This is a genomic window from Micromonospora sp. NPDC048905 (assembly GCF_040649655.1).
GTDB lineage: Bacteria > Actinomycetota > Actinomycetes > Mycobacteriales > Micromonosporaceae > Micromonospora.
This window is the reverse complement of sequence record NZ_JBEZFV010000002.1, coordinates 356,921-382,443: the sequence shown is the minus strand read 5'-3', so window position 1 is coordinate 382,443 and position 25,523 is coordinate 356,921. Positions and strand designations below refer to the sequence as shown.

Genomic DNA, 25,523 nt, shown 5'->3' with positions numbered 1-25,523 from the left:
CCGGACGGGCGCGGCGGGCCGACCGCTTGACCCGGTTCCTGGAACAGGGTGTCGCATACGGGAAGACATTCATGGAAGGAGCCGGCATGACACTGGAAGCTGCGATCCGTTCCGACGACGCGGCGGCGGTGGCGGAACTGCTCGAGTCGGGCGCAGACCCGCACCGCCGCGGCGCCGGTGACCTCACACCCCTGATGGTCGCCTCCGGTCTCGGTCGACAACGCCTGGTGGAGCTGTTGCTGGAGGCCGGCGCGGACGTGTCGATGGTCGAGCCGCGCATGGGCGCCACGGCGTTGCACAAGGCGGCGCAGGCCGGTGCCGACGGCGTCATCGGCCTGCTCCTCGACCATGGCGCCTTCGTCGACCAGCAGTCGCCCCGGCTCGGTCACACGCCGCTGATGGACGCGGTGCAGTACAAGCACGAGGCGGCGGTCCGGCTGCTACTGGCCCGCGGAGCCCATACCTCGGTGCGGAACCACTGGCAAGAGACGGCGCTCGACCTGGCGGTGCGCGACGGCTCGGAGGCAATCGCCGCTCTCCTGCACGCGCGGACCGCGGCCGACGCCGACCGGATCCGGTCGCTTCAGCTGACGGCGGCGGTCAAGGCCGGCGACCTCACCGCAGTGCAACGGCTCATCGGGGCCGGTGCGGACCTCGACGAACGAATGCCGGCCGTCGGCGATCACGATGACGACTACACGCCGCTCGGGATCGCCGCTCGCGACGGGCACATCGGCATCGTCCGCGTGCTGCGTGCGGCCGGTGCGGATCCGCGCCGGCTCAACGGGCTGATGGGCGCGACGCCGGGCCATGAGGCCGCCTTCGCCGGGCACGCCGAGGTCGTCCGGGCTCTGACGACGCGAGGCCCCAGCGGTACGGCGACGCTCGAGATCGACGCGCAGGGCGCCTACAACGGCTTCACCGCCTTGCACGACGCGGTGTGGCACGGGCACCGGGAGGCAGCACAGGCCCTGGTCGAGGCGGGCGCCCGCCTCGACCTCACCTCGCACACCGGTCACACACCCCGGCAGCTTGCGGTCCTCTACGGCTACGACGATCTCGCGGCGTACCTGGCCGAGGCCGAGAGCGAAGCCGTACGGCCATCCCCCTTTGCCTTCCCCGAGGCCGCGCTCGACGATCTGCGCGAGCGGCTTCTGCGTACGCGATGGCCCGATCCCGAACCGGTGGAGGACTGGAGCCAGGGCGTGCCGCTGCGCAGGCTTCGAGCGCTGTGCGACTACTGGCGGGACGGCTACGACTGGCGGGCCTGCGAGGCCCGGCTGAACGCGCTCAGTCCGTCGACGACGCGCATTGACGGACTCGACATCCACTTCCTGCACCTGCGGTCGCCCGAACCGGAGGCAATGCCGCTCGTGATGACCCACGGCTGGCCCGGTTCGGTCATCGAGTTCCTGAAGGTGGCGCCGATGCTGGCCGACCCGCGGGCCCACGGCGGCGACCCCCGGGACGCGTTCCACGTCGTCCTGCCCACGATGCCCGGCTTCGGACTGTCCGGCAAGCCGACCGAGACCGGGTGGGGCCCCGATCGAGTCGCGGAGGCTTGGGTCGAGCTGATGCGGCGGCTGGGCTACGACAGCTTCGGCGCGCAGGGCGGTGACTGGGGGCACGCGGTCACGACCGCGCTGGGCGCCATCGGCGAGCCCACCGTGCGAGCCATCCACTCCAACATGTTCCCCACGTACGGCACCGAGGAAGTCACCGACGAGCAGGAGGAGCGCGCGCTGCAACGCTGGCGCGACTTCCAGGCCAACGAGTCGGGCTACCAGCACGAGCAGATCCAGAGCCCTCAGACGATCGGGTACGCGCTCACCGACTCGCCGGTGGGGCAGGCGGCCTGGCTCTACGAGAAGTACGAGCAGTGGACCGACTACGACGGCGATCCGGATAACCTGCTCAGTCGCGACGAGATGCTGGACAACATCACGTTGTACTGGCTGACCGGCACCGCCGCCTCCTCGGCTCGCATCTACTGGGAGAGCTTCCGCACCTACCGCGACCCGAAGGTCGAAGTGCCGGTCGGCGTCAGCCTCTTTCCCCGCGACATCTATCTCGCCAGCCGCCGCTGGGTGGAGCAGCGTTACCCGAACCTCGTGCACTACAACGAGCTGCCCAGGGGCGGGCACTTCGCCGCCTGGGAGCAACCCGAGCTGCTGGCCGCGGAGGTGCGTGCCAGTTTCCGTCACGTCCGCCAGAGATAAGCAATGCAGAGGACCGACGCTTCGTGAACTCGACCCCAACCATCGCTCCCCCCGACAGCACCACCCGTCCCTTCGGTACACACATCCGGATGGCCTGGTGGAAGTCGGTGATCGTCATCGCCGCGATACCCCTGACGTTGCTCCTGCTTCAGATCGTGCTTTACCAGCTGGCCAGTTCGATCGAGGGGAGCGACCCTTCCGAGCCGACGCTCACCCCGCTCAAGCTGCTGGCGGCCAATCTCAGCACCGGCCTGACCGCGCTGCTCGCCGTGGTGCTCGTTTCCCGGTTCGGGAAGGTGCCGTGGCGCACGATTTTCAGCTCGCCACGGCACTTCGACAAACGGCGCCTGGCGCTCTATTTCGGCGGTTCCGTCGTGCTCGTCGGGGCCGGCCTCGCCGTCGGGGCGACCTTTGCGCCCGACGCCATGAACTGGGTGGGTTTCGGGTTCACCGGCACCACCACGGCGCTGCTGGTCGTCGTAGTCGTCTCCACACCGATCCAGTCGGCCGGCGAGGAGATCATGTTCCGGGGCGCGATGCTCCCGGCGGCAGCATCGTGGTTCCGCGCCGTACGGCTGGCGTTCATCACCGGACTCGTGGTCTCCAGCCTCGCGTTCGCCCTCACGCACGCGGCCGGCGACCCTTGGCTGAACGGCTACTACCTGTTCCTGTCGGCCTGCACCGCCCTGATGGGCTTGGTCAGCCGCGGACTCGAGGCCGCGATGGCATTTCACGTCGCGAACAACGTGGTCGCAACAACCATCAACGCCCTCATGGCCGGAGGCGACGCCATCGTCGTCGACCGCACGGAGAGCGCAGGCGGCGGTCCTGCCCTGATCATCCTGGCCGTCGTCAACCTGGCAGTGCTCACGTTCGTCTGGCTACGCGAACGGTCGCGTCGCATCGGTCCGGAGCGAGGGGTGTAGCTCGTTCATCGCTTGGCCGGGACGGCCGCCGCGAGTATCACGTTGTTGACGGTGCTCGCGGCGGAAGCGGGTGGGGTCGGCGCCGGAGAGCGGCTTCAGTCGTTACTGGTTCTGCGGCGGAAGAACAGCCGCAGCGACGATCACGTTGCTGACGATGGTCGCGGTGATGGTGCGGGCGACCGCTTCGGCGGCAGCCTCGGCTCCCCAGTTGTCCTGCTCGAGCTTTCGGGCGCGGGTGATGACCGAAGCGGTCCAGGGGATCTCGGGATCGAACTGCGGAAGCGTACGGCTTCCCGACAGCAACGCCGCGAGCGCGACGACCCGGGGTTGTGGCTCCACACCGTCGACCAGCACCGCCCGCACGTCGGAGAGCAGACCGGCCCGCCGGCCGGATCCGCCGTCCTCGAGGACCTTCATGTCGAACAAGCCGAGCGCCTTGGGGATGGACTCGCGGATGTCGCCGCGGATGATGAGCCGATCGAGCAACGGGCTCCGCAGGGTTGGCCCGATCGCGGCGAGTGTGGCCTGCACACCGCGAGGCTTCACGGCAACGTAGTCCCACGCCGATCGCAGAACGTCGTCCGCGGGGGGACGGTCCGCGACGGCCTCCACCCGGGTCGATCCTCCCCAACCGGGGATGGTTCGCACATGTCCGCCGAGGCCGAGATCGGCGAGCACCGCACCCCCGAGAACGTAGACGAGCGTGTTCTCGCCGGCGATGACACCGGTGCCCCGCATCCCCGCGTTCGGCTGGAACAGAAGCAACAGGAGGTCTTCGCCCAAGGTGGCGGGCCCGAGCTGAGCCATGGTGCCTTCCTTTCGATTCGGGATGCTACGCACGAGGTCAGGCCGGAGGGTCCAGCCCCTGGTCGCGGCGCAGTTGCTCCTGAGCGAGGATGCTGGCCCGGCCCAGCACATCGACCTGGGCGGGGTTGTAGAGACCGACGACGGCGTCGATGAACATCTGGCGCGTGACGTGCTGGCTCTTCGACAGATGCCGGGCGGGGTCGCGCAGCCAGGGATAGTCGACCAGATGCTGCGCCAGGAGCCCGGCGAGCTTCTCGGCGAGGTTCTGGCGGGTCGCCTCGTCGGCGTCGGGTGGCAGGGTGTCGATGTCGTGGCTGATGGGATCCGTGTCGGCGTCCGCCATGCGCCGCAGGTCCTTCATCACGTCCTCGTCATAGAGTTGGGTGAAGACGTGGATGAGCGAGGTGTCGGACACGGTCAGCCGCGCCGCGACCGACTCGAAACCGCCGGGCGCGTCGGCTGGCGCCCCGTCGCGCAGAATGATCGCGATGTCCGAGCGGGCTCGGCGCAGACGCTCGACCTCGGCCGCCAGGTCCGCGTCGACCTGACGCAGCACTTCCGGGGCGGGGGCGCCGCCCGAGGTGATCGCGCCGATCCGGGACAGGGGCACGCCCAGCTCTACGAGCCGCCGGATGCGCAGGAGGACGACGAGATGCTGCACCCCGTACTGCTTGTATCCGTTCGGCCGGCGCTCGGGCTCGTCGAGCAGTCCGAGCCGGTGGTAGTGCCGAATCGTGTTCACCGTGGTGCCGGCGAGTTCCGCGAGCTCACGGGTGCTCCAGGCCACGTCGATTCCTTCCTGGTTCTGACCCGGCGGTCGGCGGTCAAGTGCTGGCTCGCAGTCGACACCGTGTTCCCACCACAGAGTCAATGCGCCGATAACTCGGATCTTGAAACTTCCGCAAGTCGCGGCTGCGCTTCGAACACCGCCGTGTCCAGCTCCGTCGTCCGGGCTGGTGCGTGCCGACGTGCGCAGAATCGGAGGCAACGATGCGAAGGGCTTCCCGTGCCTGACCCGGTATCCGGGTGCTGGCGGCCATCGGCAGGTCGGGTTTCCGGGCATCCCGCGGCGATCAAGCCGCCGGCGCCTTCCCGGGCACCTCGGTGCCGGAGGCCCAGTTGGTCGGCACCACCGGACGGATCCACCACTTCGAGGGACCGGGTGGGCAGTCCACCCGCGACGGCTCGCTCATCACCGAGAAGAAGCCTGCCGAGAGCGCACGGCCGGGGACCATTCCTTCTCGGCGGCCAAGCGCGGCTACCGATCCCGGCATCGCCGGCCGGAAAGGGGCTTGGCGGTCTGGCGGACGTTCGCCTGGACGGCTGCGAAGATCGGTGTCGAGCCTTGAGTGAGCTCGAGAATCTGCCGCCTCAGGCGGGGCTCGTGCAGTAGTTCCAGGAGAGTCGCCGGTCCAACAGGTGGTCGAATTAGCTAAATTACGACATTTATTGGCGACAGCGTAACAAGGATGAATTTTGCCAGGAACATTCCTGCCCTTCCGCCTCTCAGCGAGGCTGGACCAGGCCATTGTCGTACGCGAAGATCACCGCCTGGATCCGGTCACGGGCGCCGATCTTGAACAGGACCCGTCCGACGTGCTTCTTCACTGTCGACTCGGTCAACGTGAAGCGTTCGGCGATCTCGGTGTTGGTGGCGCCCTGGCCGATCGCCTCGAGCACCTCGCGCTCCCGCTCGCTCAGCGTGCTCAGGCGGGGATTCTCGGAGGTGGCCGGCGCCGGTTCCTGCAGGTAGGCGTCCATCAGCTTGCGGGTCAGGCTGGGGGCTACCACTGAGTCTCCGCTCGCGACGGCGCGGATACCGGCGATCAGTTCCTCGGGGCGCGCGTCCTTGAGGAGAAAGCCGCTCGCTCCGGCTCGCAGTCCGGCGTATACGTATTCGTCCAGATCGAATGTGGTCAGGATCAGCACGCGGGTGCGGGAACCGGACGCGGTTATGCGGCGGGTGGCCTCGATGCCGTCCATGCCGGGCATGCGCACATCCATCAGCACCACGTCGGGCCGGGTCTGATCGACTTTTCGCACGGCCTCGGCGCCGGTGGCGGCCTCACCCACCACGGTGATGCCGGGGGTGCCGTCGAGCAGCATCTTGAAGCCCATTCGTTGCAACTGCTGGTCGTCGACGATCAGGACGGTGGTCATGAGGGCTCCTGGAGGACTACGTCAACGAGCCAGCCGTTCTCCACCGGGCCAGCGGTCACCACCCCGCTGTACATGGCGGCGCGTTCACGTATGCCGAGCAGGCCGTGGCTTGGAGGGGCCGGGATGGCACGGCCGTTGTCGAGAACGCGTACCCGTACCTCGCCGCGGCAGGCAGCGAGAGTGACTGTCGCAGACGCGCTGCGCCCCCCGTGTTTGAGGGTGTTGGTGAGCGCTTCCTGGACGATGCGGTAGACCGCGAGCTGCAGCCCCTTGCCGAGGGTGTGCAGCTCACCCGAGGTGGAGTAGGTGACTGGCAGCCCGGCTGCCCGCACGCTTGGCAGCAGCCGGTCGAGATCGTCGATGCCGGGCTGCGGCCTCAGCTGCGGACCAGGGTCACCCTCGCGCAGCACGCCGAGCACCCGGCGCAGCTCCGCGAGCGCCTGGCGGCCGGTCTCGCCGATCAGCCGGAGCGGTTCGGCGGTCTGCTCCTGCCGCGATCTGGCGAGGGCGGCGCTGCCGTCGGCGAGGCCGACGATCACCGACACGTGGTGGCCGACGATGTCGTGCATCTCGCGGGCCACCCGGGCCCGCTCCTCAGCGACGGCCAGGCGGGCCTGCTGATCCCGCTCGATCTCGAGGCGGGCGGCCCGGTCCTCCAGGGCGATGAGGTACGCCCGGCGGGTGCGCACCGCGACGCCGGACGCGACCGCGGCCGCCTCTGTGCCGATCGCCAGGAGCAGGGTGGTGACGCGGTTCTCCGTCACCGGGTTGATCAGGTAGATCTCGGCGACCAGCAGCGCGAGGGCGATCCCGGAGGCCCAGGCCAGCGACCGCCATGCACCTCGGGAGGCCACCCCGAAGAGCATCACGAGCAGGATCACTCCGGCGCCGACGCCGACGTCCAGCAGTCCCTCGATCAGCTCGATGGTCGCGGCGGCCAGGAACGCCGGGAACGGGTACCGCCGCCGCCAGTAGAGCGGTGGCAGCAGCACCAGGGTCGCGATGGTCGCCGACAGGGGTTCCTCGATGATGTTCGGGATGCTGAAAAGCACGATCGGAACGGCTACCAGGGTGTCCATGACCCACGGGTGGCGTCGGTCGAACGCCCGCAGCCGTGCCTGCCGGTCCACGAGCCATCCCTGCGTGCTCATCGCCCGAGTCTCCCTTACGCGTCGGTCTTCTTGAGCCGATAGGCGGTAGCGGCGAGCGTCACGACCACGTACCCGGCGAAGACCGCGAGACCGGCCCACGGACCCAGCGTGCCGTCCGTGGGAGCCAGTGCCATCACGGCGCTGCCCGCGTTGCTGGGCAGGTAGGGGGTGACGGCATCGGCGATCGAGTCCGGCAGCAGCGGGGCCAGACCGGGCACGACCAGCAGCGCGCCGGACAGGATCGCGATGGCGCCGGCGCTGGACCGGACGAGCATGCCGAGCGCGACGCCGAGCACCGCGACCAACCCCAGATAGAGGCCGGCGCCGAACAGGGCCCGCGCGACGCCCTCGGCACCGAGGCCCAGACTGTCGACCTTGTCGTTGAGCACGGCCGACCCCAGGGCGAATGCGGCGAAGGCGGCGATGGTCATCGTCACGAAGGCGGCTGCCCCGGCCACGAGGCTCTTTGACCACAGCACCGGCAACCGGCGCGGCACCGCGGCCAAAGTCGCCCGGATCATGCCGGTGGTGTATTCGCTCGCCCCCAGCAACGCGCCGAGCACACCGACGGACAGGGCTGCCAGGGCGCTGCCCGACAGGGCCAGGTCGATCGGGGTCAGGTTGTCGCCCGAGAAGGACGCCGAGGCGATCATGCCGAAGGCGATGAGGAGGAGGGCGGAGATGCCGGTCGTGATCCAGGTGGAGCGCAGGGAGGAGAACTTGGTCCATTCGGCGGCGGCGACGCCACCAGGGGTGATCTTCATCGGGAGGCCTCGTATTCGACAGCGTCGCGGGTCAGGTCCATGAACGCCTCTTCGAGGGAGGCGTTCTGCGGGGTGAGTTCGAACAGTGGGATGCCGCGGGCGGCCGCGGCCAGCCCGATCTTGCGGGCGGAGGTGCCGGCGACGAGCAGTTCCTCGGCGCCGGTCGAGGTGACGGTTATGCCCGGGCCGGCAATCGTCGTGCGCAGCGCGTCGGGGGCGGGAGTGACGACCCGGACGCCCTCGGCGGTCACGAAGTCGGCCACGGTGGTGTCGGCGAGCAGTCTGCCCCGGCCGATGATGACCAGGTGGTCCGCGATCAGCGAGACCTCGCTCATCAGGTGTGAGGACAGCATCACGGTGCGGCCCTCGGCGGCCAGGCCGGTGAGCAGGTTGCGCACCCAGAGGACACCCTCGGGGTCGAGGCCGTTGACCGGCTCGTCGAGCATCACCACGGCCGGGTCACCGAGCAGGGCGGCGGCGATGCCGAGTCGCTGGCCCATGCCGAGGGAGAACGCACCGACCCGCTTGTGGGCGACGGCCGAGAGGCCGGCAAGGTCGAGCACCTCGTCCACGCGCGAACGCGGGATGCCGTGCGTACGGGCCAGGGCCAGTAGGTGGCTGACCGCCGTCCGGCCGGGGTGTGCGGCCTTGGCCTCGAGCAGAACGCCGATCTCGCGCAGTGGTGCCTGCGACGACGCGTACGGCTTGCCGTTGACCAGCACGTCGCCGGAGGTCGGCGCGTCGAGGCCGACGATCATCCGCATGGTCGTCGACTTGCCGGCGCCGTTGGGGCCGAGGAATCCGGTGACCTGTCCGGGCTTCGCGGTGAACGACAGGCGGTCGACGACCGTCTTCGCACCGTATCGCTTGGTTACTTCGCGTACCTGAATCATGCTCACCACGCTAGGTCCGGGCACAGCCCCCATCGTGGTACCGCGGTCGGCATTTCCGGCCCGCCGTTGGTACCCAGGTTCTACTGGCCATCGCTACGTAAGGGTGTTTCACCGACGCGAACGCCGCCCCGCCCGCCCGGGTCGGAGATCAGTTCAGCTCGACCCGCCGGGGCAGCTGTGCGGTGGACGGGGTGATGAGCTCGTCGGCGACCCAACGCGCGACGCCAGCGGGGTAGGGCGCCGGCAGTGTGAGCACGATGTGCCCGAAGCCGGCACCGATCGCCCTGCCGATGGCGTCCCGGGTGAGCCCGGGCTGGTCGTAGGAGACGGGCAGGTTGATCGAGCGGGTGATCGACGCTGGGTCGCGGCCGATTTCGGCGCAGTAGCGGTCCAGCAGGGCGCTGCGGCTGACGGCGTCGTCGATGTCTCCGCTGGCGATGTTCCAGATGTCCGCGTGCTCGGCGACCACCCGCAATGTGGCGGCGGAGCGGCCACCGACAACGATCGGCGGGTGCGGGCGCTGCACGGGCTTGGGGCTGGCGAAGGCTCCGGTGAGGTCGACGTACGTTCCGTGGAAGTCGAACGGCTCGTTGTCGGTCCAGAGCCGCCGGATGACCGTGAGCGCCTCGGCGAGGCTGCCCACGGCGTCGGCGGTGTCGGCGAAGGGCAGGCCGTGCGCGGCGTACTCCCGCCGGGCCAGGGGGTGACCAGGCCGTGACCCGACGCCGATGCCGAAGTCGAGGCGCCCGCCGGAGACGATGTCGACGACCGTGGCGATCTTGGCGAGCATCGCGGGAGGCCGGAAGCGGTTGCTGGTCACCATCACGCCCAGTCGCAGCCGCTCGGTCTGCGCGGCGAGGGCGGAGAGCAGTGTCCAGCCTTCGTACGCCGGTCCGCCCGGGTCGCCGCCGATGGGCATGAGGTGGTCGAACAGCCACGCGTGCTCGATCTCGGCGATGGCGTCCGCTTCCTGCCATACCCGCAGGATGTCGTGGTAGCCGACGTGCATCGGGGCGGTCATGAGCCCGAAGCTGGGCGAGGGCTTGCTTGGCATGGGTCCGTGCGTCCTTTCGGTGCCGAGCCTGGAAGATCTGGCGGGTCAGGCGGCAGTCGGACGCTCGGGCGCACGTCCGCCTGCCGCCTGGTCACTGGTGTGCCGGGTGGTCAGCGGCGGCGCAGTGTCGGCTCGAGCAGAGCGGGTGGGGTGTCGTTCTTTTCGTGGGCGGCGAGGTCGACGCCGGGGGCCACGATCGCGTCGATGGCGTCCAGCACGTCGGCCGGGAGGACCGTGTCGGCGGCGGCGAGCTGCGAGCGGAGGTGGTCCGTCGTGCGGGGGCCGATGATCGCGCTGGTCACGCCCGGGTGCGCGGTGACGAAGCCGAGGGCGAGTTGGATGAGGCTGAGGCCGGCCTCGTCGGCGACTGTGGCGAGTTGCTCGACGGCGTCGAGCTTGGCGCGGTTGGCGGGGATGCTGATGTCGTAGCGCTGCTGCATGAAGCCCGAGCGGTTCGTGCTGATGTCCTGGCCGGCGCGGATCGCGCCGGACAGCCACCCCGATGCCAGCGGGCTCCAGGCGAGTACGCCCATGCCGTACTCCTGGGTCGTGGGCAGCACGTGTGCCTCGATGCCACGCTGCAGGATCGAGTAGTTCGGCTGCTCGGTCACGTAACGGCTCAGACGTCCCTCGCGGGCGGCCCACTGCGCCTGCACGATGCGGTAGGCGGGGAAGGTCGAGGAGCCGAAGTAGCGGATCTTGCCCGCGCGCTGCAGGTCCGTCAGCGCCGACAGCGTCTCGTCGTCGCTGGTCGTCGGATCCCACCGGTGCATCTGGTAGAGGTCGACGTGGTCGACGCCGAGGCGGCGCAGGCTGTTCTCCAGCGCGGTGACCAGCCAGCGGCGTGAGCCGCCCCGCTGGTTGCGCTCGTCGCCCATCGGCAGGGTCGCCTTGGTGGCCAGGACGACGTCGTCGCGGCGACCGGCGATGGCCTTGCCGACCATCTCCTCGGACTGGCCGCCGCTGTAGACGTCGGCGGTGTCGATGAGATTGATCCCCGCCTCGAGCGCTGCGTCGACGATGGCGGTGGCGTCCTGCTGGGTGGTGTTACCGATCCTGCCGAAGTTCATCGCGCCGAGTACGAGGGTGCTGACCTGCACGCCGGTGCGGCCCAAGGTGCGGTACTGCATGACTGGTCTCCTTCACGTCCGGCGGTCCACGGTTTGGTGGCAGCCCGTCCGGTCAGTATGGTGAGCAAGCGGAACGCTGTTCCGATAACCAACATACGGAACTGTGTTCCGGTTGCCAAGTGACGTGACGGAGGTAACGCGACGTGGCCGACATCGACAACGGCTCGGCGCAACCGGCCCCGCGCAAGCGAGCCGACGCCCGGCGCAACGAGAGGGCCCTGCTCGACGCCGCCGCCGCGGCGTTCGTCACCTCCGGCGTCGACGTCCCCGTGCGGGACATCGCCGTCCGGGCGGGCGTCGGCGTGGGCACGATCTACCGCCACTTCCCCAGCCGGGCCGACCTCATCGTGGCCGTCTACCGGCACCAGATCGAGGCGTGCGCCGACGCGGGACCGGCCCTCCTGGCCGACAGCGACACCCCGTACGCCGCCCTGGCGCGGTGGATCGACCTGTTCGTCGACTTCCTGGTCACCAAACACGGCCTCGCCGCAGCGCTACAGTCCGACGACGCCACCTTCCAGACCCTGCACGCCTACTTCCTCGACCGGCTCGTCCCGGTCTGCGGCCAACTCCTCGACGCCACCGTCGCCGCCGACGAAATCCACCCCGACCTGGACGCCTACGGGCTGCTGCGCGGAGTCGGCAATCTCTGCATCGGCGCGGGCAACGACCCCCGCTACGACGCACGCCGCCTGGTCGACCTCCTCGTCGCCGGGCTTCGCGTCCGCTAGGTGCGGTGTTCAGGAACGTTCACCGGGTGTCCGCCGCCCGGGCTACGGGTGGCGATGGTGGCAGCCGCGACCAGGTCACGGCGCCCGGAAACCGGCGGTGCGGGCAGTGGTAGAGGTCTCCGGTGTGAAGTTCCAGCTTGGTCGCTGAACCACGCACCGGAGACCTCTCCGCAACATCGACGCCACCGACGAAACGCGACCTGGTCGGCCCGTTCTCAGAGCGCGGTGCCGCCCGAAGCGTCGATGACCTGACCGGTCACCCAGCGCCCCTCGTCGGAGGCGAGGAAGGCGATGATGCTGGCCACGTCGTCCGTCTCGCCGAGCCGGCCGAGGGCTACGCGTGCCGTCTGCTGCGCCGCGAGTTCCGGATTGTCGACCAGGTATTGGCTGTTCCGGGTCATGACGATGCCGGGTGACACCGAGTTGACGGTGATTCCGCGCGGGCCCAAATCCAGCGCCATGTCGTAGCTGAACCAGTTCAGCGCCGCCTTGCTGACGCCGTAGGCCAGCAGATCCGGGCTTCCGACTCTGGCCGCGGTGCTGGAGACGTTGATGATCCGGCCGCCGTCGCGCAGTCGCGGCAGCGCGAGCTTCGTGATGAAGAACGGCGCCTTCACGTTCACGGCCATCACCTGGTCGAACTCGTCCTCGGGGAGGTCGGCCAGCCGGGCGAAGCTTCCCCTGCCGGCGTTGTGGACGAGGATGTCGATCTTCCCGTCGGGCACGACTTCCCGGCCCGCCTTGTCGAAGGTTTCCCAGAAGCGAGCCGCGTCGCCGGGTGTGCCCAGCTCGGTGTGCACGGCGAAGGCACGTCCGCCGTCCTTGCGGATGCGCTCCACCGTGTCGCGGGCCGCCACCTCGTCGTGGCCGTAGCCGACGGCGACCGTCGCCCCGTCACGGGCGAACCGCTCGACGGTCGCCCGGCCGATCCCGTGACTGCCGCCGGTGACGACGGCCACTTTGTTCTCCAGTGCTCCTGACATGACCGCTCCTTTGTTGAATGATCGCTCAAGAGGAACCGTAGCTCGTTCTTGAGTGATCTACCAACAAGTCGCCGACCCACTTTTGAACGATCGCTCTAGAATGGGGTCATGGGCACACCAGAGGTACGGCGAGGCCGGCCGCCGACCTTCAACCGGGCGGCGGCACTGGCGGCCGCCACCCGCCTGTTCTGGGAGAACGGGTACGAGGGGACCTCGATCAACGACCTGACCCGGGAGATGGGCATCCGGCCCGGCAGCCTCTATGCGGCGTTCGGGGACAAGAGGTCTCTGTTCAACGAGGTCATCGAGGCGTACGGTCGCTCCCCGGCCGGCGAGTTCATCTGGGCCGCCATGGCCAGGGAGCCGACGGCCTTCGATGCTTTCCGCCGCATCCTGCTCGACGCGGCGGCGATGTACACCGACGCCGAGACGCCGGCCGGAAATCTGCTCTGCAGCGCGGCCGCGGCCGACACCGATGTCGCCACCTACATGCGCGACCTGCGCAACGCCAGCGTCGGCACCTTCGAGAAGCGCCTGACAACCGCCCGGCACGAGGGCGAAATACCGGCGACAGCCGACCCCCGCAAGCTTGCCGCGTATTTCACGGCCGTCATGCACGGCATGTCCCAGCGCGCCCGGGATGGCGCCACGGCGGCGGAGCTCACCGATACTGCGGAACTGGCCATGGCCGCCTGGCCGGCGCGCTGACCAGGGCGCGTACCGCACGGCCCGCAAGGCCGAGGACGGCATGGGGGCGCGCGGCCGCGGGTGGGCACGGTGGAAAGCACTGATCGTGTACGCCGACTGACCTCGTCCAGGTGGTAGCCGACGTGGGGCAGTTCGGATGTGCGGCCTACCCCTGTGAAGGACCGTCGTCGGCGGTGGCGGCGCGCAACTCCTTGAGCACGTACGTGGCTGCCTTCTCGACGACGCGGATGCCCTCCTTCTGGCTCACGTGATGGTCGGAGAGCACGGCGATCAGCCAGTCGTGACGAGCCTCGACGATCCGCCCGATGCTGTTGACCAGCCAGCGGCCCCCGTCGACGTCGGCGGTGTCCCAGCCGTTCTTGACGTACTCGGAACGACTGCCCGGCTCCCGCGCGGCGGTGACTCCCCATCGCTGCTCGGGGATCACCTTCTTCATGAGGCCCATGACGAAGGTACGGTCCTGCGGGGTCAGCGGTCCCGTCGGCGACGTCAGCGCGGTCAGCAGACGGAGCTGGTCGGCAGCCGTGGTCGTGGTGAGTCCCCAGTGCGTGTTGGGCTTGGTCTCGCGCAGACCGAGCACGCGGTTCGCGGCGGTGAGGCCACGCGAGCCCTCGATGCGCTGCCACAGGGCGACCGCCGCGTCGTTGTCACTGGACACGATCATGACCTCGGCCAACCGCCGGGTGTCAGAGCCCAGGGCCTTGCCCGGCGGGTTCTGGCGCAGCAGAAGGGCCGCGAGGATGTTGACCTTGACGATGCTGGCGGTCTCGAACCGTCTGGCGCCGACCGTCACCGCGGCCGTTCCTTGTCGGTCCAGTGCCGCGACCGCCAGGTGGCCGTCGTACCGCTGCACGTAGGCCTTGATGCGCGTTCTCGCCTGGTCGATCCGGTCGATGGCCGGCGTGGTGGGGATCGGACTGGCCGGGGATGGACCGTGCGATGCCCCGGCCCCGGCCCCGGCGCCGTCGCGGGCGCGCGTGGCGCCGAAGGCGGCTGTCGCGACGCCGGCCAGTGACATGGTGGCTGCGGAGATGACCCAGCGGCGCGGCAGCTGCCGCCCTGCGCGTTCAGTCAAGGCGGGCCACCGCCCTCGCCGCGATCTCGTCCACCACGACCTGGCTGCCCGGATCGGGCAGGCGGACCGTCGAGACCGTCTCGCCTCGCTTGAGCATCACGAAGTACGTGACGGTGTTCGGGGTGTCCGCGTGCGCGATGCGACCTCGAACGAGCATGCCGGTGCCCTTCAGGTAGTGCGGGTCGACGACGTCGAACGAGACCTGTGATCCGAGGACCGGGTAGCTCGCGCACCGCAGGAGGACCCGACGGACGTCCTCGACGTTCCGCTCGGCCCATCCAGGTTCGTACGTCTCCACGACGTGGTGGGCCGGCGACGAGCCGTCAGACAGCCGGTAGTAGCGCTGCACGGCAGCGCGCCGATGTGACTTGGCCGGGTAGTCGCTGCTCTTGTAGTTGGGGCAGCTGCCCTGCTCCCACGGCCACTGCGGCAGACCGGTTCGCGCGTCGTCCTCATGCCAGTCCGCTCCCAGATCGCCCGCCACCAGCAGCCGGCTCGGATCGCCCCGTTCCGCGTTTGCGGTGTGCAGCTCGTCGGGGCCGACACCGGACTCCCCCCGATGGCACCCTGCGGCCATCACCAGCAACGCCGACAGGACCGCGACCGCACCTCGGCCCCTGCCGCGAATCCGGCCTCGGCTCGTCCTGCTGCTCGATACGGACACCGAAAACCTCTCCCACACACAGATACTTGCCACCGCAGCTGGCGCTTCAGCCGACGACGCGTGGCGGCACCTTCGTCGCCGCCGCAGCACCGACGCGGCGGTTGCCGGCCGACGGTTCGACACCATCGGGATCCGCCACACCCCGGCCGCAGACGGGACCGGTCAATGGCGTTCCTCGGCGAACAGCTCGGAACGGGTCTCGCCGAGCAACTCGCGCAGGCGGTTGAGGGAGCGCATGCTCTGGCTCTTCACGACGGCGGTGGAGACGCCCACAACCTCGGCGGTTGCCTCCACGCTCAGGTCGTCCCAGTAGCGCAGGACGATGATCGCCCGGTCCCGTAGTGGCAGGGTGGCGACCGCGTCCAGCAACGTCATGCGCAGCTCGGCAGGGTGTTCCTCGCCCCGCTCCGGCGGCGCCGACATCGCCAACTCGCGGCTGGAGCGACGCCGTTGCTGGTCGATCATGCAGCGCAGCAGGATCTTGCGGGCGTACGCGTGGGGGTCGTCGGCCCGGCGGACCCGCCTCCAGTTGGCGTACACCTTGGCCAGCGTCGTCTGGGTGAGGTCCTGGGCGAGATGCCAGTCGCGGCACATCAGGAACGCGGCGTCGCGCAGCCGGCCGGCGGCCGCCTGCGCGAACTCCACGAAGTCTTCGTCAGCCATTCGACCGGGCCAGCTTCGGGAACCTCTTGGTCCCGTTGATGACGTACTCGGCCGGTAGTGTCGTTCCCCAGATCGGGTTGGCGGCGATCTCGATCGCCTCCTTCACGGAGAGGGCGGGCGGTGCCGGCACGGTTCCCTTGGCGTCCCAGACCAGACAGGTGGAGATCGTGAGATCAACCTGGAGGCCAGCGCGGTGGTGCACGCTGACCATCTGGTTCTGCACGCAGTTGTCGGGTACTTCGGTCAGCTCCACAGTCCCCGGGGCGGGGTCGCCGCCGAGGCGGTCCCGGTAGATGGCGAGCCGCAGCATGCCCGGTCCGTCGCCTCGGTCCAGGTAGAGCTGGACGTACGGCATCCCGGGCCCCGCCCCGCTGCTCTCCAGACTCGCATAGCCGCTGGTCCTCCCCTCGGGCAGCAGCCGGGTCAGCAGTTCCAGGGCACCCTGCGGTGTGGTGGTGAGCAGTTCGCCGTCCGGCCCCTCCCCGATCCTCACCGTGTCGATCACCGTGGTCGACGGGGTCGGCGACACTGATCGAAAGGGGTCTCGTCCGGCGCCCTGCTCGAACCCGCCCGGAGCACCACCGGAGGACCCAGCCGGGGACGGCGTGGCGGTGTCGACCGATCCGCTCGGCAGACCCACGTTCGGACCCCCGGGCTGACCGGCGTCATCCGCTCCGACGCCGAGCGGCCCGGCGGCCAGGCCGATCACGAGCAGCATCGCCAACGCCGATCCGCCGGCGCCGAACTGCGCCAGGCGACGCTGGCGACGAATTCGTCGGCCCTGCACCACCGACTGCTGGACCAGGTCACCCAGTGGCGGGGCGGGATGTTGGGCCAGGTCGTCCCGGAAACGCCCACGCACGTCGCCCATGTCCTTATTCCTCCTCGGCCGACCGCCAGCAGTGGCGATCCGTCACTGACCTGACGGGTTGACTCGCCGATTTGGTTACCGCGTTTCGGCGCGAATTCTCAGCCACCCCGGTCGACTGGCGGGGGTGCCTTCAGTGCGCGCGCGCCCAGCGACACAGAGTTAGGTTTTCCCTGCCAGGGGCGCTACCGCGGAAGGGCAAAGGGCGGCAGGCGCGTTTCGTTCCGCCAGTGCTAGGCGTCGTATCTGAAGGGATGTGCGGCTTGCCGGGAACAGCGCGCCGGACGTTGGCAAGCCCAGCACCCACCAGGAACTCCGAGCGTGGACCAACCTCACCGCCGACGACGGTGGGAAGTCGCTCGCTCCGACAACGTCTGGGCGAGGAACCACAACACCACCGACAACCCGGTGAACGTCAGTGGTCACAGCACTAGATGCGGAGCCTTGCGCGTACGGATACCGGCCGCTGCTGCGGCCACGGTGAGCAGCAGGCAGGTGACGCCGATGCCGAGCAGCGGGAGCCATGGGATGGTGATGGGCACGGCGACGCCGACCAGGTCGGCGGTGATGGCGCGGCGTACGAGCCAGCCGAGCAGCAGGGTGGTGGCACCGCCCAGCAGCAGGCCGGTGCCGCCGACGAGGGCGGCCTGCCAGATGGCTGCTCGCCGGACCTGGTCGGGGGTCGCGCCGAGGAACCGAACCAGGTCGCGTTGCCGGCGCCGCTGGGATCCGCCGATGAGGGTGGCGTTGACGATCGCGATGGCGGCGTAGAGGCCGGCCGGTCCGAGCAGGATGGTGAGGCCGAGGTTGTTGGCCTGGCGGGTCTGGGCCGTGGTGGCGTCGATCCAGTCGCCGGAGTCGAGCATCCGGCTGTCGGTGCCGGCGAGGGTGCGCTGGAGGGAGACGCGCGCCGCGGCGGCGTCGGCGCGCGGTAGGACGAAGACCGTCCCGGTGGCACGTTCGCTTGCGGGCGGGAGCAGGCCGGCCGGGATGACGAGATCGCCGTACAGGTCGGGTGCGTCGGGGATGACGGCGACGACCCGCAACGGGACCCGCTCGCCGGCGATCCAGACCGGGAGAGTGCCGCCCAGGCCGACGCCGGCGTCAATGACCCCCGAGGCGGTGACCGCCACCACGCGTCCCTGGAAGTCGTCGAGGGTGCCGCGGGTGGCGGTCAGGCCCCGGGCGGCGGAGGCGGTGACGGGGTCGAGGATCTCGACCTGATCGCGCACGCCGGGACGGCCCTCCTCGTCACGCTGGAGCATGCCCTGCCGGCGTACGTCGGCGATCGCGACGGCCTTGTCGGACGCGACCGCCGCCGCCGCGGCCGGACTGTCCGCCTCGACGACGAGCGGTGCGCGCAGCCGGGCCCGGTCCTGCGCGGTCGTCCAGTCGGCGAGGAAGCTGAGGGACAGCAGCAGCGACCCGGCGATGGCGGAGATGGCCACGACCGGGGCGGCGACCGCGGCGGTGGTGCGGGCGGCGGCACGCACCTCGTCGCGGGCCATCCGGGCCGTGACGTCCCGGGCGACGAACGGGCGGGCGAGCAGGGCGGCGAGCCGCGGGATGACGGCGTGGCCGATGCTCATCAGGCCAATCACGACCACCTCGGGCAGCAGGATGGAGGCGATCAGGGCGAACAGCGGCGGCATCTCGGCGACGACGACGACCACCACCACCAGGCCGCCGAAGCACAGCGTCGCGACGGCGAGCTGGAGAATGCTCGGCCGGGTTCGTTCGATCGTGGCCTCCCGCAGGGCGGCGCTCGGGGCGATCCGGGCGGCGCGGCGCGAGGATCGCCAGACCCCGAGGAGCGCGATCACGGCACCGGTGGGCACGGCGACCGCCCAGGCGATCCACGGGCGCGGCGCCCGAAGGTCGAGCGTGGTGATCCCGATGGCCTCCACCAGCCAGAGAACGGCGGGGGCCAGCGCCGTGCCGAGCAGACCGCCAACCGTGGTGGCCGCGGCCGCGACGACGAGGGACTCGCCCAGCAGAAGCCGGCGCACCTGCCCTGGCGTCGCGCCGACCAGGCGCAGCAGGCCGAGCTCGCGCCGGCGGCCGGCCACGACGAAGCCGAACGTGCTGCTGACCACGAACAGCGCCATGAACGCCGAGATCGCCGACATCATCCCGAACACCGCGGCCAGGTCGTCGAGTTGGGCGCGCTGGTCGGTGGTGACGCCGGGCCGGCCGCCGGTGGCGTCGACGCTCCCGAGGAGCGTCACGGTGACGGCGATCAGGACGACGCCGAACAGCAGCGCGACGAAGGCGCCCAGGTAGCCGCGCCATGAGCTGCGCACCGTCTGCCGGCTCAAAGTCAGCATCATCGCTCCAAGTCGGTCATCGTCGCGGCGATCTGAGCGGCGTCGGCGTGCGTGAGGTGACCGACGATCTGCCCGTCGGCGAGGAACAACACCGCGTCCGCGTACGAGGCAGCCAGTGGATCGTGGGTCACCATGACGACGCTCTGGCCGCCGTCGGCCAGCGAGCGCAGGAGTTCCAGCACGTCGCGTCCGGTGCCGCGGTCCAGGGCGCCGGTGGGTTCATCGGCGAACAGGACGTCGGGCCGACCGTGCAGCGCCCGGGCGATCGCGACCCGCTGTTGCTGGCCGCCGGACAGCTCCGATGGCCGGCGCCTGGCGTGTTCGGCAAGGCCGACGTGAGCCAGGGCGGTCTGCACGGCGGCCGGGTCGACACGGCGTCCGGCCAGGCGGGCGGGAAGCGCGACGTTTTCGAACGCGGTGAGCGCGTCGAGAAGGTTGTAGGACTGAAAGACGAACGCCATCGACGTGCGCCGGAAGCGGGTCAGCGCGGTCTCGTCCAGCTTGTCGAGCTGAGTGTCGCCGACGAGCACCCGCCCGCCGGTCGGCCGGTCGAGGCCCGCGGCGAGCTGCAGCAGGGTGGATTTTCCGGAGCCGGACGGTCCCATGATCGCGGTGAACGTGCCGCGTTGGAACACATGGGTGACGCCGCGCAGCGCATGCACCGTGCCGGCGCGCGAGCGGTAGGTGCGGGTGAGGCCGTCGAGCGTGACGGCCGCCGGGGATGCCTGGTTCATGCCCTGAGTACACCTGCCGGCGCGGCCCACCACACGGGCTTCGACGCGACTTCGGGGGTAGCGCGCACGCTACCCCGCCCGGCCGGTGCGAACCGTAGGGTTGGGCACGTGGATGATGCCTGGACAGCCGTACGGGGACGCCCCACGCGGTTTCTGGCGTCGGTGTGGCCGTGGCGCTCACTCGCGTACGTGGCCACCACCGTGCCCATCGGTCTCGGCTGGCTGATCCTCCTGCTCGTCGTACTCACAGTGGGCGTGGCCACGATCGTGGTGGTCGCGGGACTGTTCGTGCTCGCCGGCCTTCCGACGCTCACGCACCTCGCCGCCGCGGGCGAGCGGCGCCGGCTCCAGCTGATCTTTCCCGGGCGGCCGGTGAGCCGGTTACCTGCGCCGCGCGATCGGGAACATGGCCGCGTGGCCTGGCCGGAGACGGGCGCCACGGTCCTGCTGGTGACGCTGTTCTGGCTCGTGGACGCCGCGGTGGTGGTGCTGCTGACGGCTGCGGTCGTGCTGATCCTCGCTCCGGTGCTGGTCCGTCACGACGTGGTCGAGGTCGCCGGGTGGCGGGTGGGCAACACCGGTGAGGCGTGGTTGGCGGTGCTCGCCGGCATCCTCACACTCGTCCTGCTGGCGTACGCGGTCACCGCGCTGGCCTGCGGCCAGGCCGCCCTGGTGCGGCACCTGCTGGACCCGCCCGAAGCCCAACTGGCCGAAGCGGTCCAGCAGCTGCGCCGCTCCCGAAGCGGGCTGGTCGACGCGTTCGAAACCGAACGCCGCCGGATCGAGCGCGATCTCCACGACGGCGTCCAACAGCGCCTCGTCGCGCTGACCATGACACTGGGCAGCGCCGAACTGGACCTGACCGACGGCCCCGGCCTCGACCTCGTGCGCGAGGCCCATCAGCAGGCCGAACAGGCCCTCGCCGACCTGCGCACCACGATCCGGGGCATCCATCCCCAGGTACTGACCGACCATGGTCTCGCCGCGGCCGTGCACGAGATCGCCGGTCGGTCACCGGTCCCGGTCCACCTCGATCTCGCCCTCGACGGCCGGCTTCCCCCGGCCGTCGAGGCCGCGGCCTACTTCTTCGTCAGCGAAAACCTCACCAACGTCGCCCGCCACTCCCGGGCCCGATCGGCACAGGTGCACGCGTGGACCGAGGACCACGCACTCATCGTCTCGGTGGTGGACGACGGCGTCGGCGGCGCTGACCCGCAGGCCGGCACCGGCCTCGCCGGACTGCGCGCCCGGCTCGACGCCCTCGACGGCGACCTGCACATCACCAGCCCCGCCGGCGGCCCGACCCAGGTGAGGATGACGTGCCCGATCCACTGACGCCGCCGCCGAAGGCACTGCGCATCGTGGTCGCCGAGGACGCGGCCCTGCTCCGCGAAGGGTTGGTCCGAATCCTCGAACGCGCTGGCCACGACATCGTCGCGGCCGTCGCAGACGCGCCGGCCCTGCTCACGTACGCGGCCAACTGCCGCCCCGACCTCGTCGTCACCGACATCCGCATGCCACCCACCCACACCGACGAGGGCCTGCGCGCGGCGGCCACCATCCGAGCCGCCCATCCCGGCATCGCGATCCTGCTGCTGTCCGCCTATGTCGCCGACGCCTACGCCGACGAGCTGCTCGACTCCGCCCCCGGCGGCGGCATCGGCTATCTGCTCAAGGACCGGGTCGGGCACGTACGCGACTTCCTCGACAGCGTCGACCGTGTCGCCGCGGGCGGCACGGTCATCGACGCCGAGGTCGTCCGCCAGCTCGTCGTCCGCCGGCACACCGACGGTCCGCTCGCCGGCCTCACCGAACGCGAACTGGAGGTGCTGGCGCTCATGGCCGAAGGCCACACCAACCACGCGATTGCCGGCAAGCTGTTCGTCAGCGAGGCCGCGGTGCGCAAGCACATCGGCAACATCTTCGCCAAGCTCCCCCTCGACCCGCACTCGGACCGCCGGGTGTCGGCCGTTCTCACCTACCTTCGCGGCTGACCGAACGGGATCGAGCACGCCTGTCAGGCGTGCCATCGGATCGGCCGGACCGCGGGTGCCGCGTGCGTCGGGGGCGTGGAACTGGAGCTGGTCGAAGTCGACGTCGACCTGGTCACCGATCCCGTCCTCGGGCGCGCGGTCGAAGCACTCGACGCGTGGCGCATTCGCTGGTTCCTCGACGAGACCGCCGATGACGGCTACAACCATGAGGACATCGTCGAGGCGTGTATCCGCCCTGCCCGCGAGGGTTACCTACGCGAGGTGGTCGAGGGCCGTTGGAGGCGCCAGCTTCAAGACCACGAAGTCGAGCACGATCTTCATGGCTTCGCTCGACGTCCGCACCCCTGCGGCGGTCCGGCGGCAGCCCGGCTTCGTGAGAATCCGGGCTACCGCCGGGCGTACGCCCGTTGACCAGGCCGCTTACTCCGGCAGGCGGATTACCGGTGAAGTCAGGCGAAGAGATTGCCGGTGATGTCGGCGTAGAAGTCGGCGGGATCGCGGGAGAGGGAGGCCTTGACGTTGGCGGTGGGCTTGTCAGCGATGACTTCGATCTTGCCTGCTTCCAGTCCGTCGAGGGCCTGGGCGACCACCTCGTGGGGCGCGAGCTTGGGGATGTCGAAGCCCGCCATCATGTCCGTGTCGGCGATCGCCAGCGCCAGGGCGGTGACCAGAGTCTTCTGGTCGGCCAACTCGAGTCGGATGCCGTTCGTCAGGGACCACTCCGCGGCCTTGGAGGCGGCGTAGCCGTTGCTGCCGGGGCTGAAGGTGTACCAGCTCAGCGCCGAGATGACGTTGAGGATGGCGCCGCCGGCCAGCCTGGGCGCGAAGGCGCGGGTGACGTTGAGAGTGCCCCAGAAGTTGGTGTCGAGGTCGCGGCGGATGTTCTCCGTGGAGGGGCCGAGCAGCGGGGCTTCGGTGGAGGTGCCGGCGTTGTTGATGAGGATGTCGAGGTCGCCCACCTTGCCTGCGGCGGCCTCGATGGACGCGGGATCCGTGATGTCCAGCTGGAGCGTGATGGCACCGGGAATGTCGATGCTTTCCAGGCGGCGGGCGGTCGCATAGACGGTGGCGCCCCGGGCGAGGAGGGCCTCGGCGAAGGCCTTGCCGAGGCCGCGGTTAGCTCCGGTCACGAGGGCTGTTGAGCCGTTGATGTGCATATCGCCACGCTAAAACCTCACGTTGACGTCAGGGGCAAACTTGTGCGAGGTGAATCACGCTCGCCCGTGTCAGCGGCGCTCGGCTCAGGGGAGGGAGGTGGTACCGCGGTACTACTCCCGGAGGGCCGTTCGACACCCGCACGAGAGCCCTGCCGCGTTGCTCACCCGGTTTGACGGCTGTGTCGCCTGGGCCCTGCCGACCGGTCTGATCACCGGATTAACGGTCGTCTCAGATTCGCTCGGTACGAAGTTGGCCTCAGACAAGCGACGCAACCCGCCAGGAGGCTATTGATGTCAGTCAACGCAGCGCCGCCCAGGGAGGCGCCGGCCGGTCGGTTGGCAGGCCGGTGGGTGCCGTGGTTGGTGATTGGCCTATGGGTGGCGCTGGCGGCGGTAATGGTGCCGTTGAGCGGAAAGTTGAGCTCGGTCACCACCGACAGAGCCGTGGACACCCTGCCGGCCAGCGCCGAGTCCACCAAGGTGGCGGTGCTGGAGGACAGTCTCCCCGGCGGCGAGGACAACACGTTCGTCTTCGTGTACCACCGCGCCGGCGGGATGACCGACGCCGACCGCGCGACGGTCGAGCGCCACCACAACACCCTTGCCGAGCGGTACCCGCCGAAGGTGGCGGCCGGCGAGGACGACGAGGGCCCGGCGACGAGACTCTCCACCGACGGCAAGGCGATGATGTTCACCCTCGACGTGAGCACGACCTACGGCGCACCGGAGGCCATCGTCGGCCCGTTGCGCGACGCCGCGAAGGACCGCCCCACCGGCCTGGAACTCGACGTGACCGGCCCGGCCGCGATCGACGGTGACATGGACGCTGTCTTCGACGGCATCGACCTGCAGGTCTTCCTCACCACTGTCGTCGTCGTCACGCTCTTGCTCATCCTCACCTACCGAAGCCCGGTGTTGTGGTTCATCCCGCTCGTGGTCGTGGGCGCGGCCGCACTGACCGCGATGGCGACCGTCTACCTGCTCGTCAAGGGCTTCGGCATCGTGGTCAACGACCAGAATTCGGCGCTGCTGACGATCCTGGTATTCGGCGTCGGCACGGACTACGCGCTGTTGCTCATCGCTCGGTATCGGGAGGCACTGCACCACCACGAGAACGTCAGGGTTGCGATGGTCCACGCGCTACGCGGCGCGGCGCCGGCCATCGTCGCGTCCGCGGCCACCGTGATCGCCGGCCTGCTCTGCCTGCTCGTCGCGGACCTGAACAGCACCAGCGGGTTGGGCCCAATCGGCGCGGCCGGCATCCTGTGCGCGCTGGTGGCCATGCTGACGCTGTTCCCGGCGGTGCTCATGGTGCTCGGCAGGCGGATCTTCTGGCCGACCATCCCGCGCTTCAGCACGGCCGTGGAGCAGAAGCCGGGGCTGTGGGGACGGCTTGGCGCCGCCATCAGCCGCCGACGGTGGGTGGCGACGCTCGGCTCGCTCGGAGTCCTCGGCGTGCTCGCCCTCGGGCTGGGGGGCAATACCGGCGCCCTGCGGGAGCAGGACCAGTTCCTGTCCGCGCCGGAGTCGGTCACCGGCTTCACCGTTCTCCGCCAGCACTTCCCGGAGCTCGGCGGCCAGCCGATGACGATCTTCACGCGGCCGGCGTACCAGGAGCGAGTGCTCGACATCGTCAAGGGCACCCGCGGTGTGGCCATGGCCATCCCGGGCCAGACCAAGGGTGGCTGGGCCGACATCTCCGTGTTCCCGACGGACGCGCCGGACACCGTCGCGGAGTACGACACGATCAAGCGTGTGCGCACCGCTGTGCACGCGGTGAGCGGGGCGGAGGCGATCGTCGGCGGGCCGAGCGCGGAGAACCTCGACACCGAGGTGACCACCAGCCGCGACGAGAAGCGGGTGATCCCGCTGGTGCTCGCCGTCGTCCTGATCGTCCTCGGGCTGCTGCTGCGCGCGATCGTGGCCCCGCTGGTCCTGATGGCCACCGTGGTCGTCTCGTTCGCGGCGGCCTTCGGCGGCAGCGTGTTCGTCTTCGACACGATCCTCGGGTTCGAGGGCATCGACTATTCGGTGCCGCTGCTGACATTCCTGTTCCTGGTAGCGCTCGGCGTCGACTACAACATCTTCCTGGCCAGCCGGGCCCGGGAGGAAACCGTGCGGCTCGGCACCCGAGAGGGCATGCTCAAAGCCCTCTCCGCCACCGGTGGCGTCATCACCTCGGCGGGGCTGGTCCTGGCGGCCACGTTCGCGGTCCTCGCCACACTCCCGCTGGTGATGCTGATCCAGGTCGGGTTCCTGGTCGCCTTCGGCGTGCTGCTCGACGCCCTGCTGGTGCGGTCGGTCCTGGTGCCCGCCCTCACCCTCCTGATCGGCCGGCGGATCTGGTGGCCGAGCCGGCTGTCCCGTGCAGCGGCAGGGCCACCGATCGGTCGACACACGCTCGCCGGCGAGGAGGAGCCCGCGCTGAAACGGTGAGCGCGGCGGCACGGACGAGATCCGGGACGGGCACCCAGCCCGTCCCGTGTCCTTTCGTGGGTCCGACGGCCGCCGCCCT

At 70.0% G+C, this 25,523-nt stretch carries 24 protein-coding genes; 8 read left to right on the top strand and 16 right to left on the bottom strand.

Annotation, left to right across the window (positions count from 1 at the left end; translation table 11 throughout):
- Nucleotides 1–86: 86 nt before the first annotated feature.
- Both AB0C01_RS06570 and AB0C01_RS06565 read left to right on the top strand, forming a co-directional pair.
- Nucleotides 87–2,219: an alpha/beta fold hydrolase gene (locus AB0C01_RS06570; RefSeq protein WP_357570449.1), complete on the top strand. Its 2,133-nt coding sequence runs from the start codon at nucleotides 87–89 to the stop codon at nucleotides 2,217–2,219.
- An 89-nt stretch (nucleotides 2,220–2,308) separates the two neighbouring features.
- A complete protein-coding gene (locus AB0C01_RS06565) occupies nucleotides 2,309–3,145 on the top strand; it encodes a type II CAAX endopeptidase family protein (protein WP_357570448.1) in 837 nt (278 codons plus the stop codon).
- 102 nt (nucleotides 3,146–3,247) lie between these two features.
- On the opposite strand, the gene AB0C01_RS06560 is transcribed toward AB0C01_RS06565, so the two are convergent.
- The 8 genes from AB0C01_RS06560 to AB0C01_RS06525 all read right to left on the bottom strand — a co-directional run bounded on the left by AB0C01_RS06560 (nucleotide 3,248) and on the right by AB0C01_RS06525 (nucleotide 11,104).
- Nucleotides 3,248–3,952 (bottom strand): GPP34 family phosphoprotein, encoded by a 705-nt coding sequence (locus AB0C01_RS06560; protein ID WP_357570447.1) that lies wholly within the window; start codon nucleotides 3,950–3,952, stop codon nucleotides 3,248–3,250.
- Nucleotides 3,953–3,989: 37 nt separating this feature from the next.
- The gene (locus tag AB0C01_RS06555) at nucleotides 3,990–4,739 is read right to left on the bottom strand and encodes a MerR family transcriptional regulator (protein WP_357570446.1); all 750 of its coding nucleotides are present in this window, start codon (nucleotides 4,737–4,739) and stop codon (nucleotides 3,990–3,992) included.
- A gap of 719 nt (nucleotides 4,740–5,458) precedes the next feature.
- Nucleotides 5,459–6,112, bottom strand: coding sequence for a response regulator transcription factor (locus AB0C01_RS06550; protein WP_357240368.1), 654 nt, complete (start codon nucleotides 6,110–6,112; stop codon nucleotides 5,459–5,461).
- On the bottom strand, nucleotides 6,109–7,263 hold the full coding sequence (locus tag AB0C01_RS06545; protein ID WP_357570445.1) for a histidine kinase: 1,155 nt from the start codon (nucleotides 7,261–7,263) through the stop codon (nucleotides 6,109–6,111). The genes AB0C01_RS06550 and AB0C01_RS06545 overlap by 4 nt, the downstream gene beginning before the upstream one ends.
- 14 nt (nucleotides 7,264–7,277) lie before the next feature.
- Nucleotides 7,278–8,027 (bottom strand): ABC transporter permease, encoded by a 750-nt coding sequence (locus tag AB0C01_RS06540; RefSeq protein WP_357240362.1) that lies wholly within the window; start codon nucleotides 8,025–8,027, stop codon nucleotides 7,278–7,280.
- Entirely contained in the window at nucleotides 8,024–8,920 is an 897-nt protein-coding gene (locus AB0C01_RS06535; protein ID WP_357240360.1) for an ABC transporter ATP-binding protein, read from the bottom strand. Before AB0C01_RS06535 ends, AB0C01_RS06540 begins: the two co-directional genes overlap by 4 nt.
- 148 nt (nucleotides 8,921–9,068) lie before the next feature.
- Entirely contained in the window at nucleotides 9,069–9,974 is a 906-nt protein-coding gene (locus AB0C01_RS06530) for an LLM class flavin-dependent oxidoreductase (protein ID WP_357570444.1), read from the bottom strand.
- 110 nt (nucleotides 9,975–10,084) lie between these two features.
- The gene (locus tag AB0C01_RS06525) at nucleotides 10,085–11,104 is read right to left on the bottom strand and encodes an aldo/keto reductase (protein WP_357240354.1); all 1,020 of its coding nucleotides are present in this window, start codon (nucleotides 11,102–11,104) and stop codon (nucleotides 10,085–10,087) included.
- A gap of 152 nt (nucleotides 11,105–11,256) precedes the next feature.
- Between AB0C01_RS06525 and AB0C01_RS06520 the strand changes: the two genes are divergently transcribed.
- The gene (locus AB0C01_RS06520) at nucleotides 11,257–11,835 is read left to right on the top strand and encodes a TetR/AcrR family transcriptional regulator (protein WP_357240676.1); all 579 of its coding nucleotides are present in this window, start codon (nucleotides 11,257–11,259) and stop codon (nucleotides 11,833–11,835) included.
- 215 nt (nucleotides 11,836–12,050) lie between these two features.
- Here the strand turns inward: AB0C01_RS06520 and AB0C01_RS06515 are convergent, their stop codons facing one another.
- Complete coding sequence (locus tag AB0C01_RS06515) at nucleotides 12,051–12,818, bottom strand: SDR family oxidoreductase (RefSeq protein ID WP_357240352.1); 768 nt, start codon at nucleotides 12,816–12,818, stop codon at nucleotides 12,051–12,053.
- Nucleotides 12,819–12,926: 108 nt separating this feature from the next.
- Between AB0C01_RS06515 and AB0C01_RS06510 the strand changes: the two genes are divergently transcribed.
- Entirely contained in the window at nucleotides 12,927–13,526 is a 600-nt protein-coding gene (locus AB0C01_RS06510; RefSeq protein WP_357240349.1) for a TetR/AcrR family transcriptional regulator, read from the top strand.
- 145 nt (nucleotides 13,527–13,671) lie between these two features.
- Here AB0C01_RS06510 and AB0C01_RS06505 read toward each other — a convergent pair whose 3' ends face one another.
- The 6 genes from AB0C01_RS06505 to AB0C01_RS06480 all read right to left on the bottom strand — a co-directional run bounded on the left by AB0C01_RS06505 (nucleotide 13,672) and on the right by AB0C01_RS06480 (nucleotide 19,857).
- A complete protein-coding gene (locus AB0C01_RS06505) occupies nucleotides 13,672–14,601 on the bottom strand; it encodes a serine hydrolase (protein ID WP_357240345.1) in 930 nt (309 codons plus the stop codon).
- Nucleotides 14,594–15,178 (bottom strand): hypothetical protein, encoded by a 585-nt coding sequence (locus AB0C01_RS06500; RefSeq protein WP_357240342.1) that lies wholly within the window; start codon nucleotides 15,176–15,178, stop codon nucleotides 14,594–14,596. The genes AB0C01_RS06505 and AB0C01_RS06500 overlap by 8 nt, the downstream gene beginning before the upstream one ends.
- A 249-nt stretch (nucleotides 15,179–15,427) precedes the next feature.
- Nucleotides 15,428–15,928, bottom strand: a complete 501-nt coding sequence (locus AB0C01_RS06495) for a SigE family RNA polymerase sigma factor (protein WP_357240339.1) — start codon at nucleotides 15,926–15,928, stop codon at nucleotides 15,428–15,430.
- Nucleotides 15,921–16,799, bottom strand: coding sequence for a hypothetical protein (locus AB0C01_RS06490; protein WP_357570443.1), 879 nt, complete (start codon nucleotides 16,797–16,799; stop codon nucleotides 15,921–15,923). The genes AB0C01_RS06495 and AB0C01_RS06490 overlap by 8 nt, the downstream gene beginning before the upstream one ends.
- 419 nt (nucleotides 16,800–17,218) lie before the next feature.
- The gene (locus tag AB0C01_RS06485; protein ID WP_357570442.1) at nucleotides 17,219–19,123 is read right to left on the bottom strand and encodes an FtsX-like permease family protein; all 1,905 of its coding nucleotides are present in this window, start codon (nucleotides 19,121–19,123) and stop codon (nucleotides 17,219–17,221) included.
- Nucleotides 19,123–19,857: an ABC transporter ATP-binding protein gene (locus AB0C01_RS06480; RefSeq protein ID WP_357240331.1), complete on the bottom strand. Its 735-nt coding sequence runs from the start codon at nucleotides 19,855–19,857 to the stop codon at nucleotides 19,123–19,125. The genes AB0C01_RS06485 and AB0C01_RS06480 overlap by 1 nt, the downstream gene beginning before the upstream one ends.
- A 108-nt stretch (nucleotides 19,858–19,965) precedes the next feature.
- Between AB0C01_RS06480 and AB0C01_RS06475 the strand changes: the two genes are divergently transcribed.
- The 3 genes from AB0C01_RS06475 to AB0C01_RS06465 all read left to right on the top strand — a co-directional run bounded on the left by AB0C01_RS06475 (nucleotide 19,966) and on the right by AB0C01_RS06465 (nucleotide 22,262).
- Nucleotides 19,966–21,192 (top strand): histidine kinase, encoded by a 1,227-nt coding sequence (locus AB0C01_RS06475; protein ID WP_357570441.1) that lies wholly within the window; start codon nucleotides 19,966–19,968, stop codon nucleotides 21,190–21,192.
- Nucleotides 21,193–21,209: 17 nt separating this feature from the next.
- Complete coding sequence (locus AB0C01_RS06470; RefSeq protein WP_357240673.1) at nucleotides 21,210–21,851, top strand: response regulator transcription factor; 642 nt, start codon at nucleotides 21,210–21,212, stop codon at nucleotides 21,849–21,851.
- 75 nt (nucleotides 21,852–21,926) lie between these two features.
- Nucleotides 21,927–22,262, top strand: a complete 336-nt coding sequence (locus AB0C01_RS06465; RefSeq protein WP_357570440.1) for a hypothetical protein — start codon at nucleotides 21,927–21,929, stop codon at nucleotides 22,260–22,262.
- A 38-nt stretch (nucleotides 22,263–22,300) separates the two neighbouring features.
- Here AB0C01_RS06465 and AB0C01_RS06460 read toward each other — a convergent pair whose 3' ends face one another.
- A complete protein-coding gene (locus AB0C01_RS06460) occupies nucleotides 22,301–23,008 on the bottom strand; it encodes an SDR family oxidoreductase (RefSeq protein ID WP_357570439.1) in 708 nt (235 codons plus the stop codon).
- Nucleotides 23,009–23,299: 291 nt separating this feature from the next.
- Between AB0C01_RS06460 and AB0C01_RS06455 the strand changes: the two genes are divergently transcribed.
- Complete coding sequence (locus tag AB0C01_RS06455; protein ID WP_357570438.1) at nucleotides 23,300–25,444, top strand: MMPL family transporter; 2,145 nt, start codon at nucleotides 23,300–23,302, stop codon at nucleotides 25,442–25,444.
- The last annotated feature ends 79 nt before the right edge of the window (nucleotides 25,445–25,523 follow it).

What these genes read in the sequence shown, in the direction of transcription:
- AB0C01_RS06500 (WP_357240342.1), bottom strand. Translation starts at nt 15,178, where the DNA reads ATGGCCGCAGGGTGCCATCGGGGGGAGTCCGGTGTCGGCCCCGACGAG.
- AB0C01_RS06455 (WP_357570438.1), top strand. Translation starts at nt 23,300, where the DNA reads ATGTCAGTCAACGCAGCGCCGCCCAGGGAGGCGCCGGCCGGTCGGTTG.
- AB0C01_RS06535 (WP_357240360.1), bottom strand. Translation starts at nt 8,920, where the DNA reads ATGATTCAGGTACGCGAAGTAACCAAGCGATACGGTGCGAAGACGGTC.
- AB0C01_RS06570 (WP_357570449.1), top strand. Translation starts at nt 87, where the DNA reads ATGACACTGGAAGCTGCGATCCGTTCCGACGACGCGGCGGCGGTGGCG.
- AB0C01_RS06515 (WP_357240352.1), bottom strand. Translation starts at nt 12,818, where the DNA reads ATGTCAGGAGCACTGGAGAACAAAGTGGCCGTCGTCACCGGCGGCAGT.
- AB0C01_RS06565 (WP_357570448.1), top strand. Translation starts at nt 2,309, where the DNA reads ATGGCCTGGTGGAAGTCGGTGATCGTCATCGCCGCGATACCCCTGACG.
- AB0C01_RS06485 (WP_357570442.1), bottom strand. Translation starts at nt 19,123, where the DNA reads ATGCTGACTTTGAGCCGGCAGACGGTGCGCAGCTCATGGCGCGGCTAC.
- AB0C01_RS06550 (WP_357240368.1), bottom strand. Translation starts at nt 6,112, where the DNA reads ATGACCACCGTCCTGATCGTCGACGACCAGCAGTTGCAACGAATGGGC.
- AB0C01_RS06545 (WP_357570445.1), bottom strand. Translation starts at nt 7,263, where the DNA reads ATGAGCACGCAGGGATGGCTCGTGGACCGGCAGGCACGGCTGCGGGCG.
- AB0C01_RS06460 (WP_357570439.1), bottom strand. Translation starts at nt 23,008, where the DNA reads ATGCACATCAACGGCTCAACAGCCCTCGTGACCGGAGCTAACCGCGGC.
- AB0C01_RS06495 (WP_357240339.1), bottom strand. Translation starts at nt 15,928, where the DNA reads ATGGCTGACGAAGACTTCGTGGAGTTCGCGCAGGCGGCCGCCGGCCGG.
- AB0C01_RS06480 (WP_357240331.1), bottom strand. Translation starts at nt 19,857, where the DNA reads ATGAACCAGGCATCCCCGGCGGCCGTCACGCTCGACGGCCTCACCCGC.
- AB0C01_RS06540 (WP_357240362.1), bottom strand. Translation starts at nt 8,027, where the DNA reads ATGAAGATCACCCCTGGTGGCGTCGCCGCCGCCGAATGGACCAAGTTC.
- AB0C01_RS06490 (WP_357570443.1), bottom strand. Translation starts at nt 16,799, where the DNA reads ATGGGCGACGTGCGTGGGCGTTTCCGGGACGACCTGGCCCAACATCCC.
- AB0C01_RS06560 (WP_357570447.1), bottom strand. Translation starts at nt 3,952, where the DNA reads ATGGCTCAGCTCGGGCCCGCCACCTTGGGCGAAGACCTCCTGTTGCTT.
- AB0C01_RS06525 (WP_357240354.1), bottom strand. Translation starts at nt 11,104, where the DNA reads ATGCAGTACCGCACCTTGGGCCGCACCGGCGTGCAGGTCAGCACCCTC.
- AB0C01_RS06530 (WP_357570444.1), bottom strand. Translation starts at nt 9,974, where the DNA reads ATGCCAAGCAAGCCCTCGCCCAGCTTCGGGCTCATGACCGCCCCGATG.
- AB0C01_RS06510 (WP_357240349.1), top strand. Translation starts at nt 12,927, where the DNA reads ATGGGCACACCAGAGGTACGGCGAGGCCGGCCGCCGACCTTCAACCGG.